Source organism: Rosistilla ulvae, assembly GCF_007741475.1.
Lineage (GTDB): Bacteria > Planctomycetota > Planctomycetia > Pirellulales > Pirellulaceae > Rosistilla > Rosistilla ulvae.
This window is the reverse complement of the sequence record NZ_CP036261.1, coordinates 7,218,152-7,234,058: the sequence shown is the minus strand read 5'-3', so window position 1 is coordinate 7,234,058 and position 15,907 is coordinate 7,218,152. Positions and strand designations below refer to the sequence as shown.

Here is a 15,907-nt window from a genome sequence, read left to right as displayed (position 1 = left end):
CGCATCGTTTGCTATCGACCGCCAGCTAGCATTTGCGTGAGGCCTCTGGCAAAAAAATCGGGTCGTGCCGATTGTAGCCCGCGGTTGCATCCCGCTCCTTCGTCGTGTCCGGAAGGGAGTTGCGGTTTCCGCTACGACCTGGAGCGTCGCTGGCGAGGCGAACCGTTACCGTTCATTGGTGGGGGTAAGGGGGCGGAAAACCCCGCCAAAACTAACAAAGGGGCTGGGCGATCATGTAAAATCGCAGCATCGACGGTCCCTGCTGGGCCGTTTCCCACCCGCCCTTCTCTCCTCCCTCGTGTTGCCCGCCCAATGAAGATGATCTCGGTTTGCGTGAAAACGTGTGCGTCACTATTGCTTCTGTTTCTTCTAGCACCAGCTGCGGTTGTTGCTGAGGAGGTCTACCAAGTTGGTTTTGCCAAAGTCGACATCACGCCCGACTATCCGGTGCGGCTCAACGGCTTTGGCTTCCGCCGCGAAGAATCCGAAGGCGTTTCGCAGTCGGTCTTTGCCCGCGCGATGGCGATCTCGCAGACCGACGCTCCGCCGCTGGTGATCGTCGCGGTCGACAGCCTCGGGGTGCGGTTGCCGCAAGTCGACCGGATCGCCGAACAACTGAAGCAGTCCCACGGGCTGCCGCGCGAGAACTTTGCCCTCACCTTCAGCCATTCGCACTGCGCCCCCAAGGTCAACGGTGCCAGCGACAACATCTTCAGCCAAGCGATCCCGCCGGCGCACCAGAAACATCTCGACACCTACAGCGAAGAGATCATCGGGTTGATCGTCCAAGCTGCCGCGAAAGCTATCGATTCACGTCAACCCGCGACCTTGCACCGATCGACCGGAACGGTTGGGTTTGCAAAAAATCGGCGGCCCATGGGCGGACCGACCGATCACGATCTGCCGACGTTGATCGCTCGCGATCCCAACACGCAAACCGTCCGCGGCGTCTACGTTTCTTATGCCTGCCACTGCGTCACGCTGCGTTTCAACAAGATCAGCGGCGATTGGGCGGGATACGCCGCCGAAGGGATCGAGCGACAGTTTCCCGACAGCATCGCCCTGGTATCGATCGGAGCCGGATCGGATCAAAACCCGATCGATATGTCGGTCGACGACGTCTCGATCGCGCAGCGGCAAGGGGCGGAGATCGCCAGCGAAGTCAAACGCCTTGCCGAAACCAAAGCCCTTCCGATCAGCGGCCCGTTGAGTGCGCAACTGCAACGCATCGCGCTGCCGTTGAATCCGCTGCCGTCGCGGGAACAATTTGCCGAACTGGCCGAAAAGAACTCCAATGTCGCGGTTCGCTACAACGCGACGACCCAGCTGGCGAAGCTCGATCGCGGCGAATCGCTGCTGACCGAGATCGACTACCCGATCCAGACGTTTCTGTTCGGCGACAGCTTGTGCATGAGCTTCTTAGCCGGCGAGGTTTGCGTCGATTATTCGATCCGTTTGAAAAGTGAAATCGATAGCAAACGTTATTGGTTGAATACCTACAGCAACGACTTCTGCAGCTACATCCCATCGGAACGACTTGTCGGTGAAGGAGGCTACGGCGGCGGAGCGGAGGTGCCTTACTTCGCTTTGCCAACCACCTTGGCTGCCGGCTTGGAACAGCGGATCGTCGACGAGGTGCACCGCCAGGTTCCCGACGAGTTTGTGATCCCCGAGGGAGTCCAAGGCGTAGCGCCAAAGTCGCCCAAGGACGCGCTGCAAAGCATGCGGACGCACGACGATCTGGAGATCGAACTGGTCGCCGCCGAGCCGCTAGTCCGCGATCCGGTCGCTATCGATTTTGGCGCAGACGGCAGCCTCTGGGTTGCTCAGATGAGCGACTACGGCCGCGGCGTCTACGAGAAATTTGAACATCACGGCCAGGTCCGCCGACTGAGCGACACGACGGGCGACGGACAATTTGATAAAGCGGTAACCTTCGTCGACGGGCTGCGTTTTCCAACCGATGTCAAGGTTTGGCGCGACGGTCTGCTGATCTGCGATGCTCCCGATATCCTGCTGGCTCGCGACACCGACGGCGATGGCGTCGCCGATTCGGTCGACAAGCTCTTCTCGGGTTTCGAAATCGTCAACGCTCAGGCGCGTGTCAACAGCTTGCGGTGGGGCATCGATAACTGGATCTACGGTTCGTGCGGACTCTTCGGCGGAAAAATTCTCAGCCACAAGACGGGTCAGACGCACAACATCGTCGGCCGCGATTTTCGTATGAATCCCGATACCGGCGAGATCCAAGCTGTCGCCGGTCGGACGCAACAAGGCCGCAGCCAAAACGACTGGGGCGATTGGTTTGGCTGCACCAACAGCTCGCTGTTGCTGCACTATGCAAGCGACGCACGCTACGACAGCCGCAATGCCTTGGTCTCGCTGCCGACTCCCGCAGGGCTCAGCGGCGGCGCGGAAACCCGACGTCTGTTCCCCCCCGAGGAGCTCGTTCAATTTGCACTCAGCGGAGCCTCCGGAAACGCGACAGCCGCCTGTGGCTTGGACATCTACCGCGACAACCAACTGGGCGAAGAATACCTCAACAACGCTTTCACCTGCGAACCTGTGAATCAACTTGTTCATCGCAGCGTCCTGCAACCGACCGGGATCGACTATCAAGTTTCGCGAGGCGAAAACGAAACCGAATCGGAGTTCCTGACCTCGACCGACCGCTGGTTTCGTCCGGTCCAAGCCCGGACCGGCCCCGACGGCAGCCTGTGGGTCGTCGATATGTACCGCTACGTGATCGAACACTCCCGTTGGATCCCACAAGCGACGTTGGCCGAACTGGACGTCTACGCGGGGCAGTCGATGGGCCGGATCTATCGCGTTCGTCCCAAGTCGAATCAGCCTGCCGCCCCGGCGTCGGAAGCCTCTCCGGCCCCGTTCGATCTGACGGGGAAGTCGGATCTGCAGTTGGCGACGTTGCTAAAGTCGAGCAATGGAACGGTCCGCGATCTGGCGCATCAGATGCTCTTCTGGAATTCCCCCTCCGACTCGGTCGCCGATCAATTGCGAGCGATCGTCGCCGAAGCGCCGTTGGCCGCGTCGCGGATTCACGCCATCGCACTCCTTTCAGCTTGGCAGACCTTGGACGCACCGACGCTGCTCGTAGCTCTCGCCAATACGCATGATGAAGTCGTCCGCCACGGGATCCACTTCGCCGAACCGATGCTCGACGACGACGCAGCCCTCCGCGACGCGGTGATCCGACACGCGGCCCACGCCAGCCCGCGCGTCCGACGACAAGTCGCCTGGTCGTTGGGCGAACTGCAAAACGCAGCGGCGATTCCCGCTCTGACAGCGTTGGCATCCAAATCGGAAACCGACCGCTACGTCCGCGCCGCCGCCATCTCGTCGCTCAATCCGAACAACGTCTCGTCGATGCTCGCCGCGTACGTCGCGCTGCCGACAGCGCAGCAGCAGCCCGAATCGTTGCAGCAGATCTTGCGAACGGCGATTCGATTGGGCGATGCCGAGGCGATCGACGGCTCCGCATCACAAGTCCTTCCCGCGATTGCCAACGAGGCCGCCTCGGCAAACCGCTTGCTGATCGAACTGCTCGATTCGGCAGACGCTCGAATTGGCAACGCCACGATCGCCTGGACACCCGAGCTGAAACTGACGGTTCAACAAGCCCATCGCCGCGCGATCGAGACGCTCGACCCCACTGCGTTGGCATTGTTGGGCCGCTACCGTGGCGCCGCGACAGCTCAACTATTAATGTCCGCTGACGAGCCTTCGGTAGGGGAGGAATTGTCGATCGCAAACGTCCTCGACGCGATCAGCGAACGCGTCAGCGCAAGATACGCCGCACCGCTGCAAGTCGCCGCCATCAATGCCTTGGCCAAGACGCGGCATCCCGACGCGGCGGAGTTGATGTTGGAGCGGTATCGCGAAGTCAGCGCGTCGGCGCAAACGGCGATCCTCGACAATTTGATAGCTCGCAACGACTGGTCCTTGACCCTTTTGGACACGATCGCCGAGGGAGATTTGCGAGCCAACATTCTCGACGCAGACCGCCGCGGCAAGCTGTTGTCGCACGCCGATGAAACGATTCGCCAGCGAGCCAAAAGCGCCTTGGAGATGGCCGGCTCGCCCAGCCGAGCTGCGATCATCGACACGTTTCAAGCTTCGCTGAAGCTCGCCAGCGACGTCGACCGCGGCCGCGCCGTGTTCCGTAAACAATGTTCGGCCTGCCATCGCGTCGAGGAGCATGGGTTTGTTGTTGGTCCCGACCTGACTGCACTCACCAACCGCGACCCGCAATGGATGCTCTCGGCGATTTTGGATCCCAACCGCGAAGTCGATGCGCGTTACGTTTCATGGTCGGCGCTTTCCGAAGATGGCCGCGTCGTTTCGGGCTTGGTCGTCGAAGAGAACGCGGCGATGATTCGGCTGCGTGAATCCGGCGGCAAGGAGCACGAACTGCTCCGCGATTCGATCGAACAACTGCGAGCCAGCGACCGTTCGCTGATGCCCGAAGGGCTCGAAAAGGACATGACGCCCCAGGACGTCAGCGATCTGATCGCCTACGTGATCCATTCGATCGGCACGCCCGCGCCGATGGCGGCGGACCAGCCCCTGCCGCGACAAGCACATCAAATCGCTCCGTTTCTGTTGGACGAATCCCAACCGATCCAGCGGCGTCAGCAAGCGATCGACCAGCGGCCGGGAATGGGGCCCGCGATCTTGAACCTGTTGGCGGTCGATCTGCGAGCCGATGATCTGGCGACGCAGTACAAACGGATCCCATGGATCTGGCGGGTTGCCTTGGCGATCGGTCGCCGCAGCGACGACGGCGAACTTCGCGACGCCTTGGCATCGAGTCTGCCCTCTTCGGACCAGCCGCTATTGGATTGGCAAGCGGTTGTGATCGGTGGCGGCCTGATCAATGGACTGACGCAGATCGGCCAATGGCCTAGCGATCGAATCGCAGCAATTTTGGACGCCGATCCGACGCTGGCTCCACGCTGGCAGCAGACGTTGGCGATGTCGGCAGCGATGGCCGACGATGACGCGGTGAAGAAGGGAACCCGCTACGACGCGCTGCGGATCGTGGCGTTAGACGATCCAGAAAAAGCGATTCCGCACCTGAAGCGTTATCTGGGCGCGGACGTCGACGGGGAACTACAGATGGGAGCGGTCAGCGGATTGGCCGACATCGACGCCCCGCAGATCGGGGCTCTGCTGATCGAAAGCCTCCCCGGGCTGACACCACGAAATCGCCAGCTCGCGATCGAAGGCCTGTTGAGAACGCCCAACCGTCGCGACGCCCTCGAGTCAGCGTTTGCGAAAAACGCGAAGCTATTGACAGCCGAAGAAGCCAAGCAGCTCGCCCAACCGTAACCGCCCAGAACGGTCGAAGGCCAGGCAACGATCCCGCCAGCGATCGCAAAAGGTAGCCGGTGGTTTGAGCGCAGCGAATACCATCGGAAAAGATCTTGCCCAACTGGCCGGTGGTCTTAAATGCCGTTGTCGATCCAGAAGGCTCGACAGCGAAGTAGATATTGGCACAGGCTTTCGCTCGGCATCCTGATCGATTTCCGACCACAATCCGCCTTGATTTACGTTACAATTGCGTCGTGCGATTTGGACTAACAAGAACAAGAGGGCAATCATGAATCGAGCAATCCTTTTCCTATTATTGACCGCAACAAACGGTTCACTATTCGCACAGGAATCCGATCCCTTTGCACCCGCCGGAAAGCTTGCAGATGGATGGGAGCAGATTGATCAACGATTGGTTTTCTTGATGGTTCGGCTCGTCGATGTGGAGGCGAATCTCGAAGCCGTTGATATTGCGATGCTAAAACACGGTGCGCGGGCTGGAGCCGCTCGGGGGCGGGCGATTCGAGCGCAGCGTGGCAGCGATCGAATGGACCGCAACGCAGGTGGGCCTGTCCGTTGGGATCAGTTCTATGGGCGTACAGCAGAAAAGTTCTTTTATCATCCGACACAGAACCACACATACCACACCCAGACCATCCTCAGTCATCAGTCGCCATCGAGAGACAACAAAGGAGAAGCGGGCGTTCCTTCGAGCCAAGGTTTACCAGTCCATCAACGTCCGCCTCAGTTTGATTACATCTATCGGGCAAATGAAAATGCCCGACAACGGGCGACCACCGAAGTTGCCAAGCTTGGCAACAAGATTGATGTGTTAGCAGAACGTCGCCATGAATTGGAATTACAGCAATGCAAGCTGTGGTGTGAAGTTGCGTTTCGAGCGGTCTCAAGAAACGATCTCGACAAGAAGCCTTTGTATCGATTTCAGCCAAAGAGTACGGTGGACGAAGGTCTTGAGGAATCCGCCAAGTTCGTGATGGTCTCTCTTTCCATCGTCGAGAATGCTCAGAAAAATCAAGCTAGTACGTTTCGGCAAATGAAGCCGTTGATTTCAGAAGCACGAGACAATCTAGCAAACAACTGGTCGCAACATGGCGTTAAGTATCGAGTGCAGTCATCGAACGAATGGAAGTTCGCAATGCTGGCACGCCACCTCGAAGATGTTGCCAGCAATCTTTCGGATAGTTACACCGTGTCGGTAGATAGCGCCAGAAACAGCGACGATGATCGTCGAGACATGTATCGTGGACTGCTCCAGCAGTCGTTGGTCCAATATGCCGAGGCGGTTCTCGCTCTTGATGAGATGGCATCAGAGATGGCAAAGGTGATTCGTTACGAGCCCGATTTTGACAACGCTATTGAAGTGCCGTTCACACCAGCATCGGCCTCAACCCCATACAGCGAAATGGCAACTCCATCGGTAGTTGCGGCGCAACCCAGCGTTCTACCGAGTCTTGTCGGTACTTTCCGAATTAAGTGGTTGGAAGGAAGAACGGGAAACTCAGGGTTTTCAAATTATCAATTCACGTCGGATGGCAAAGCCCTAAAAGAGGGTGAAGAGCTAGGCGCATGGACGAAGCAACGTGACGAGTTCATGGTTAGGTTTAGTGATTCGAAACGGGGGCACGTAATCATCCGTTTCGCTGACGAATCTACAATCCTGGGAACCCATTTTTGGACAGATGGGTCACAAAGCACTTGGGACGGCAAGCGAGTCGCACAGCCTGATACACGAAACTCTCCGCTCGTTGGATACTGGGTGCAAACGAACGGATGGGCAATCGAAATATTCAGTAATGGCCAAGCGAAAAACACTTCACCGAAAGGTACGGTAGACGCTATCGGTACATGGCAGGTACTTGGCAACGGGAAGTTCGTCGTTCATTTAGGTAAGCAATGGGAATGGAGAGTCTCGTTGCAGCGGAACATTCTATATGCAGAGACTTTTCTAAGTGGGGCGAGGAAAGCACACCTAACCTTTACGAAGAAGCAATAGCTAAATGTGATGCCCTTCTCCATGATTCCTATGGCAATTGCAACGCAATTCAATGAATAGCGAGTTTCAACATTGAGGTCTCGCCGGTCGCCTGGGGGAAGCAACGGCGGCATCGTTGTGTTCCGCAAACAATGTTCGGCCTGTCATCGCGTCGAGGAGCATGGGTTTGTTGTTGGTCCCGACCTGACGGCACTCACCAACCGCGACCCGCAATGGATGCTCTCGGCGATCCTGGATCCCAACCGCGAAGTCGATGCGCGATACGTTTCCTGGTCGGCGCTTTCCGAAGATGGCCGCGTCGTTTCGGGCTTGGTTGTCGAAGAGAACGCGGCGATGATTCGGCTGCGTGAATCCGGCGGCAAGGAGCACGAACTGCTCCGCGATTCGATCGAACAACTGCGAGCAAGCGACCGATCGTTGATGCCCGAAGGACTTGAAAAGGATATGACGACGCAGGAGGTCAGCGATCTGATCGCCTACGTGATCCATTCGATTGGCACCCCGGCACCGATGGCGGCTGATCAGCCGCTGCCGCGGCAAGCGCATGCAATCGCTCCGTTTCTGTTGGACGAATCCCAATCGATCGAGCGACGTCAGCAGGCGATCGACCAGCGGCCGGGAATGGGACCTGCGATCTTGAACCTGTTGGCACTCGATCTGCGAGCCGACGATCTGGCGACGCAGTACAAGCGGATCCCGTGGATCTGGCGAGTCGCGTTGGCGGTCGGTCGCCGCAGCGACGATGGCGAACTTCACGACGCCTTGGAATCGGGCTTGCCTCGCTCGGGCGATCCGTTATTGGATTGGCAAGCGGTTGTGATCGGTGGCGGCCTGATCAATGGACTGACGCAGATCGGCCAGTGGCCGGGAGATCGGATCGCAGCAATTCTGGACGCCGATCCGTCGCTGGCACCACGCTGGCAGCAGACGTTGGCGATGTCAGCAGCGATGGCCGACGATGACGCGGTGAAGAAGGGAACCCGCTACGACGCGCTGCGGATCGTGGCGTTAGACGATCCAGAAAAAGCGATTCCGCACCTGAAGCGTTATCTGGGCGCGGACGTCGACGGGGAACTACAGATGGGAGCGGTCAGCGGATTGGCCGACATCGACGCCCCGCAGATCGGGGCTCTGCTGATCGAAAGCCTCCCCGGGCTGACACCACGAAATCGCCAGCTCGCGATCGATGGGCTGCTGCGAAACGACATCCGTCGCGCCGCGCTCACCGCAGCGTTTGACAAGCAGCCCGAGATCTTGACCGATGACGAAGCGAAGCGGTTGAAGCATGGGAAGGCTGCGTCGCAATAGCGGGATGGGCGTCGCCCGAATGTCTGGGCGCCAACGTTATCCATGTCGCGGCGGCGGGCGTGATTTGGCCCCCGTTTGGGGGCGTGTGAGCGTGCGGTTTCTTCCCGGAAAAGATCCCCCCTTCGTCCCCCATGGGAACGGCCTCTCCTCTCGGAACCAATTACAATAGACGACGCTCGTCTCCCAGGTTTTCTCTTGAGGGCTAACCGAGTGTTTGTGTTCAAGCGAATTAGCCGGCCTGTTCCGACTGATGCCTCGAATTGAAACACGGATTAGCCTTGGTTTTCTCTTGCCGTCGAAGAGTGGTATTTAATGTCCAAGCATCTGATCGTACTTTTTTCGTTCAGCCTGTTTACGCTGCCATCCAGCCTGGCGTTTGCTGCCGATGCCCGACCGAACATCGTCGTGATCTACGCCGACGATCTTGGCTATGGTGATGTTAGTTGTTATGGCGCGACGGCGGTTGCGACTCCACACATCGACCGGATCGCCGCCGAAGGAATTCGATTTACCGATGGCCATGCTCCCGCGGCGACCTGCACGCCGTCGCGATACGCGATGCTGACCGGCCAATACGCTTGGCGTCTGAAAGGAACGGGCATCGCACGCGGCGACGCGCCCGCGATCATCAAGCCCGGCCGCGTCACGCTCTCTTCGATGCTGCAAGATTCCGGCTACAAGACCGGCGTCGTCGGCAAGTGGCATCTGGGACTGGGCCCCGATGAAGGAGCCGATTGGAACGGCAAGATCGCTCCGGGCCCACTGGAGATCGGATTCGATTATTGTTTCCTGATTCCCGCCACCGGCGATCGCGTCCCCTGTGTTTATGTCGAAAACCATCGCGTCGTCGATCTCGATCCAAACGATCCGATTCGCGTCAGTTTCAAAAAGAAGGTCGGCGACGAACCGACGGGAGCCGAAAATCCCGAGCTCTTAAAGATCCATCCCAGCCATGGGCACGATCGAACGATCGTCAACGGGATCAGCCGGATCGGATACATGTCCGGCGGCCAGCGGGCGCGTTGGGTCGATGAGGATATGGCCGATCGGATCACATCGAAAGCTGTCGCGTATATCGAAGAGAACAAAGCCGATCCGTTTTTTCTGTTCTTCTCGCTGCACGACATCCATGTTCCGCGAGTTCCTCATCCGCGGTTTGTCGGCACGACGGCGATGGGCCCGCGCGGCGATGCGATCGCGCAGACCGATTGGTGTACCGGCGAGATCTTGGCGGCGCTGGATCGATTGAAATTGGCCGACAACACGATCGTGTTGTTTACCAGCGACAACGGTCCGGTTGTCGACGATGGCTACCAAGACGAAGCGGCGGAGAAGTTGGGGGATCATCGTCCGGCGGGGACTTTGCGAGGTGGCAAGTACAGCAGCTTTGAAGGGGGAACGCGAGTGCCGTTTGTGTTGCGTTGGCCTGCCAAGGTCAAAGCGAATCAGAGCAGCGACGCGTTGGTCTGCCAGATCGATCTGCTGCATTCGTTTGCCGCGCTGACAGGACAAACGTTGGCTGCCGATGCCGGTCCCGACAGCCACAACATCCTTGGTGCCTTGCTGGGCGAAGATCCCAAGGGGCGCGAGCACTTGGTCGAACATGCTCGTACGCTGGCGCTGCGGCAGGGAGTCTGGAAATACATCGAACCGGGCAAGGGGCCGGCGGTCAACAAAAACACCAACACGGAGGTGGGTGTCGCCCCCCAGTCTCAACTGTACAATCTACGTGCCGATTTGAGGGAACAAAAAAATCTCGCGGATCAGCATCCGCAGCGTGTGGTTAAAATGAAGGCGATGTTGGACGAAATTCGATCCGACGGTGCCAGTCGATAAACAGAAACCGCGACCACGACAGAAACCGCGTGGTCGCATCGCAGCGGAAGCCGGGTGTCGGCGATTGTGTGCGTTAACAATGATCGGTGACAGGCCACCCATGGCAAGACCGTACAATGTATTGCTGATGGCCGGGTCGATGGACGGCGGCGGCAGCGAACGACAGACCTTGCATCTGCTGCGTCATCTCGACCGGCAGCGCTTTGCGCCTCATTTGTTCCTGTGCTACCGACAGGGGAGCCTGTTGGACCAGATTCCCGACGACGTGCCGGTGACCTCATTTTGGGATCAACATCGCAGCCCGCGAGTCTGCGTTCCGGGGACGATCCACCGGATGCAAGTTCGGGCGCTCCGCGATTTGATCATCGCCAACAAGATCGATCTGATTTACGACCGCACGTTTCACATGTCGATGCTCGCCTCCCCGGCAGCCCGCGGCCTTCAGTGTGGGCGAGTCGCCACGATCGTCAGCCCACCGGATCGCGACGTGCCGGCGGCCGAGAGTCGTTTTGTGGCGGTTAAACGCTGGTTGTTGAAGAGGTCCTACCGCCGCGCCGACGCGATCGTGACGGTCAGCGAAGCGGTTGCCGACGCCTCGGCTCGTTATTACGGCATCGACCGGCGGCGTTTTCAAACGATCCACAGCCCCGTCGATCTGCAAGCGATTCGCAACGAAGCCGCGTCGGCCAACGGCGATCCGGCGATCGATCCAGTCGACGTCAACATCGCCTGTGTCGGGCGAATGACCGAAGAGAAGGGACACCGATTTTTGATCGACGCGATCGATTCGTTGCGCGATCATCCCGTCTTCGATTGCTTGCAATTGTGGATGGTCGGCGACGGGCCGCTGCGGTCGGCGCTGACCGCGCGAGTCCGCGAATTGAAGCTCGATCGGCAGATCCATTTTGTTGGCCAGCGAGCGAGCGCGGTGCCGATCATTGCTCAGTGCCAACTTGCCTGTGTCCCTTCGCTGTACGAAGGCTTGCCCAACGTGGTGCTTGAATCGATGGCGCTGGGCGTGCCGGTGATCGCAACCACCGCCGGCGGGTCTCCCGAATTGTTTGGCGATCGCACCTTCGGCGACCTGGTTGCTCCTGGGGATAGCGCGGCGCTAGCGTCAGCGATTTTGCAATTTGCCGAAGAGCCCGAATCGGCGCAAGAGAAATCGATCCAAGCCATGCAGTATGTCTGCGACAAGCATTCGATCGAGGCGATCGTTCCACGTATCGAACAGGTGATGTTGAGTGTCATTGAATAAAATTTTGCGGAGGCTTGGCCGTTGACACTCGCATATCGCCCCGATGACTTTGTGCCAACTCATCGCCGCTTGCCCGGATGGATGCTGTCGACGCTGCTGCATATTGTGGTCTTGGTCGGCCTAGCGTTGATGATGGGGCAGGATTCTCACGGAACGGGGGACGCGCCCGATCGGCCGGTGGGGATCGCGATCGTTCACCGGATGCCCGACCGAACCGAATACGAGACGGCTGCGGAACAATCCCAAGCGACCGAACAAGCCGCTGCGTCGCAGGCCGCATCGGCCGCACAAGGTTCTCAAGCTGCGCTCCCCGCCGACGCCGCTCCGCCACTGGATCTGGACGGTCTGCTGGCCGCTGCCCTCGACACGCCTCTGCCCTCGGGCAATCCGGGAGAGTCCGACGCGATGCAAGCCGCGGCGGCATCAGCGGGCAAACCGGGCATGAACCTTGGTCCCAGCGGGTCGCAGCACACGACCGAAGTCTTTGGGATCTCGGGGACGGGCAGCCGGTTCGTCTACGTCTTCGACCGCTCCGAAAGTATGAACGGTTTCGGTGGCCGGCCGTTGCTGGCGGCCAAGATGCAATTGGTTCGCAGCATCGACTCACTCGGCCCCGAACAAGAATTCCAGATCATTTTTTACAACAACCAACCGCGGCCATTTGTCCCCGGCGGCCAGATCGTCCGTCTGCTCAACGGCGACGAACAGACCAAGCGAAGCGCCGAGCAATACGTTCGGGCGATGACCGCTTTTGGCGGCACGCGGCACATGGATGCGTTGCTGATGGCGTTGCGAATGAGCCCCGATGTGATCTTCTTTTTGACCGATGCGCGAATCCCCCGCCTTAACGGTGCTCAATTGCAAGAGATCAAGGCCCGTGCGCAACGCAGCGGCACGACGATCCACACGATCGAGTTCGGCGACGACCTGGAACCACCCCGAGACAGCTTTCTGCGCAACTTGGCGACCGACAACGGAGGCCAATATCGCTATCTGTTCGTGGGAGCCCTGGATGGCTAGTTTTGCCCAACTTAATTCCAACGTATGGGTTTTTTTGTGCTTCACCTACGATACGATAGCACCTCGTCCAGCAATACTTTGCTGACCCGTTCGGGTTGCGACGCGGAAGCGTTCCCCAATGAAACCCGAACCGACGCACCTCGCCCACCACGGATCATCTTCCACAGCGTTCTCATTTCAACGAAGGAGCTAGACGGAATGTCGCTCACCTATTCTCGCTTACGACTGCCGATCACGACTCTATTGCTAATGCTCTGTTTCACCGGGATGGTGATCGGGCAAGACGATCTCCCCGCGGATCCAGCCGCCGCAACCGCAACGGAGGTCGACATCGAGACAATCGCAGCAGAACCGGCCACCGATCCGCCTGTGAGCAAGAAGGCGGCCTGGGTGGTCGCCGTCGACACCTGGTTCGGTGAGCATCTAGTCGGCCCGTTGGCGACGTTGTTCTTCTACGATTTTGGAACGGGAGTTCCCTTTGTCGTCGCTTGGCTGTTGGTCGCGGGGATCTTTCTGACGCTCCGGATGATGTTCATCAACATCCGCGGATTCTGGCACGCGATTCGGCTGACACGCGGCGATTACGACGATCCGGCCGACGTCGGCGAGGTCTCGCATTTCCAGGCGCTTGCGACGGCGTTAAGCGCGACGGTCGGCCTGGGGAACATCGGCGGCGTCGCTGTCGCGATTGGGCTGGGGGGCCCAGGAGCGGCGTTCTGGATCTTTGTCGTCGGTTTTCTGGGAATGAGCACGAAGTTCGCCGAATGCACGTTGGGCCAGCTGTACCGTACGAACGATTCCGACGGACATACGCTGGGCGGCCCGATGCGTTACTTGAAAGCTGGCTTGGCAGAAATGCGGCTCGGCTGGCTGGGGATGCTTTTGAGCACGGTCTTTGCGATCCTTTGCATCGGTGCCAGCTTCGGCGGCGGCAACGCCTATCAAGTCAGCCAATCGTTGTCGGCGATCAAAACGGATGTCGTCTTTTTGCAAAGCTATCCCTGGGTCTACGGCTTGGTGATGGCGATGGCTGTTGGTGTGGTGATCATCGGCGGGATCCAATCGATCGGTCGCGTGGCATCGAAGATCGTCCCCTTGATGTGTTTCGCCTATTTCGCGGCGGCATTGTGGATCCTGTTCCAAAACGTTTCGGCGCTCCCCGATGCGTTTGCGTTGATCGTGTCGAGCGCGTTTGAACCCTACGCGCCGCTGGCGGGCGGAGCGATGGGCGTGTTGGTGATTGGGATCCAACGCGCGGCCTTCAGCAACGAGGCGGGGGTTGGTTCGGCGGCGATCGCTCACTCCGCCGCCAAGACCAACGAACCTGTCAGCGAAGGGATCGTGGCGTTGTTGGAACCCTTCATCGATACGATGGTCGTCTGCATGGTGACGGCATTGGTGTTGGTCGTCAGCGGAACCTACAACCCACGCATTCAAGACGCGGATTCGCCCGATAGGTTCGCGTTTGTCGAAACCCATTCCCCCGAAACCGTCGTCGCTTCGGTTATGGGATCGGTCGATCCCGACCAACCGCTGGAAACTCAAGTCGACGCGGCACGGGCAAGACTGGCTCATATGGTCGAGCACAAAGAAGGTGCCGGGATGACCTTGATCGCCTTCCGCAGCAGCGGATTTCATTGGTTCGGCTACATCCTGTTTGCCGCGGTCGTGCTGTTCGCCTTCTCGACCTGCATCTCGTGGTCGTATTACGGCGAACGATGTTGGGTCGGACTGTTTGGGACGCGGTCCTCGGTCCTCTACAAACTGCTGTTCGTCTCCTTCACCTTCCTCGGATCGATCGTCACAGCGAACAACATCCTGGAGTTCAGCGATCTGATGATCCTTGGCATGTCGCTGCCGAACCTGTTGGGCGTCTTCTTGCTCAGCGGAGTCGTCAAGCGTGCTCTGGATAAGTATTGGCAGAAGTATCGCTGCGGATCGCTGGAGAGGATCCTCTAAGCGAGCCCCACCCGATTCCAGCCGCTGGCGACCCAAGCCTCGGCAGCCACTTCGATGGCGACCGCTAAACAGCAGCGGTCGCTATTGAGCTGCCGCTTCGATGGCGTCGAGATCGCGAGGAAAGTACTCCTCGACGACGCTGTAGAATTCGCTTGCGCTCGAGACGCGAGCGACATGGGTTCGGAAGTGCCGAGCCCCAAACTTGCCTTGTGCGTAACAGCAAGCAAACTTGCGCATCAAGACGGTTCCCTTCGCTTCACCAAACCGCTCGACGATCATGTCGTAGTGACGCAGCATGCATTGCCGCTGCAATTCCAACGTCGGTTCGGCAGGGATCGGTTCGCCGCGGAGCGCCGCGTGAGCTTGAGCGAACAACCACGGTCGGCCCAGCGAAGCCCGGGCGATCATCACGCCGTCGACTCCATAGTTCTCAAACGCCGCGACAACTTTGTCGGCGCTGTCGAGATCGCCGTTGCCGATCAACGGGATCGAACGCAGATGTTGTTTGATCTCCGCGATCCGGTCCCAGTCGGCGTTGCCGCTGAAGAAGTCTTGGGCGGTGCGGCCGTGAACCGTCAGCGCCGCCGCTCCCGCCTCCTCGACCACCTTGGCAACATCGTCGCAATTGACGTTGTTCCGCGTGCAGCCCAATCGAATCTTTGCGGTCACCGGGGTCGGCGCGCACGCCTCGACCAACCGGCTGATGATCTCGTACATCGTCTTGGGATGTTTCAGCAGATAGCTGCCGCTGTGCGCCTTTTCGGTCACCTGTTTCACGGGGCAACCGAAGTTGATGTCGACGACGCTGACTTGGTAATCGTCGACCAACCGCTTGCCGACCTTCGCCATCACGTCGGGCTGGTTGTCCCAGATCTGAACCGCCAGCGGGCGAGCTTCCTCGCGGACGCCCCACAGTCGATCGGGATGTTCGGCTTCGTTTTCGTCGAGCCAGACAAAACCGCGGGCGTTGACCATCTCGGTCGCGTGCAAACCGACGCCGCCATATTCGCGGACGATCTGCCGGAACGCGTAATTCGTGAACCCAGCCATCGGCGCCTGAAGAATCGGCGGATCGACTTTGATAGAACCGATCCAAAGAGGTGGGGGAGTCGATGTCATGCTGAAGAATTTGCCGAGCCAGAGGGTCGAGACTTGTCCGTTACGCGAGCTACTCAGCTTAT

At 59.1% G+C, this 15,907-nt stretch carries 8 protein-coding genes; 7 read left to right on the top strand and 1 reads right to left on the bottom strand.

Features of this window, described 5'->3' with window-relative positions; translation table 11 throughout:
• The first annotated feature begins 354 nt into the window (after positions 1-354).
• From EC9_RS25445 to EC9_RS25415, 7 genes are all read left to right on the top strand, one after another.
• On the top strand, positions 355-5,349 hold the full coding sequence (locus tag EC9_RS25445; RefSeq protein WP_218934446.1) for a neutral/alkaline non-lysosomal ceramidase N-terminal domain-containing protein: 4,995 nt from the start codon (positions 355-357) through the stop codon (positions 5,347-5,349).
• Between the two features lie 271 nt (positions 5,350-5,620).
• A complete protein-coding gene (locus EC9_RS25440) occupies positions 5,621-7,345 on the top strand; it encodes a hypothetical protein (protein WP_145348788.1) in 1,725 nt (574 codons plus the stop codon).
• Positions 7,346-7,462: 117 nt separating this feature from the next.
• Positions 7,463-8,653: a c-type cytochrome gene (locus tag EC9_RS25435; protein ID WP_218934445.1), complete on the top strand. Its 1,191-nt coding sequence runs from the start codon at positions 7,463-7,465 to the stop codon at positions 8,651-8,653.
• A 312-nt stretch (positions 8,654-8,965) separates the two neighbouring features.
• Complete coding sequence (locus tag EC9_RS25430) at positions 8,966-10,489, top strand: sulfatase family protein (RefSeq protein WP_145348786.1); 1,524 nt, start codon at positions 8,966-8,968, stop codon at positions 10,487-10,489.
• A gap of 100 nt (positions 10,490-10,589) precedes the next feature.
• The gene (locus EC9_RS25425) at positions 10,590-11,747 is read left to right on the top strand and encodes a glycosyltransferase (protein WP_218934444.1); all 1,158 of its coding nucleotides are present in this window, start codon (positions 10,590-10,592) and stop codon (positions 11,745-11,747) included.
• Between the two features lie 21 nt (positions 11,748-11,768).
• A complete protein-coding gene (locus EC9_RS25420; RefSeq protein ID WP_145348784.1) occupies positions 11,769-12,767 on the top strand; it encodes a vWA domain-containing protein in 999 nt (332 codons plus the stop codon).
• Between the two features lie 198 nt (positions 12,768-12,965).
• Positions 12,966-14,726, top strand: coding sequence for an alanine/glycine:cation symporter family protein (locus EC9_RS25415; protein ID WP_246105873.1), 1,761 nt, complete (start codon positions 12,966-12,968; stop codon positions 14,724-14,726).
• Between the two features lie 81 nt (positions 14,727-14,807).
• Here EC9_RS25415 and dusB read toward each other — a convergent pair whose 3' ends face one another.
• On the bottom strand, positions 14,808-15,845 hold the full coding sequence (dusB, locus tag EC9_RS25410) for a tRNA dihydrouridine synthase DusB (RefSeq protein ID WP_145286189.1): 1,038 nt from the start codon (positions 15,843-15,845) through the stop codon (positions 14,808-14,810).
• Positions 15,846-15,907: the final 62 nt, after the last annotated feature.

Coding starts and splice junctions, on each gene's coding strand:
- EC9_RS25430 (WP_145348786.1), top strand. CDS start 8,966: ATGTCCAAGCATCTGATCGTACTTTTTTCGTTCAGCCTGTTTACGCTG.
- EC9_RS25440 (WP_145348788.1), top strand. CDS start 5,621: ATGAATCGAGCAATCCTTTTCCTATTATTGACCGCAACAAACGGTTCA.
- EC9_RS25425 (WP_218934444.1), top strand. CDS start 10,590: ATGGCAAGACCGTACAATGTATTGCTGATGGCCGGGTCGATGGACGGC.
- EC9_RS25415 (WP_246105873.1), top strand. CDS start 12,966: ATGTCGCTCACCTATTCTCGCTTACGACTGCCGATCACGACTCTATTG.
- dusB (WP_145286189.1), bottom strand. CDS start 15,845: ATGACATCGACTCCCCCACCTCTTTGGATCGGTTCTATCAAAGTCGAT.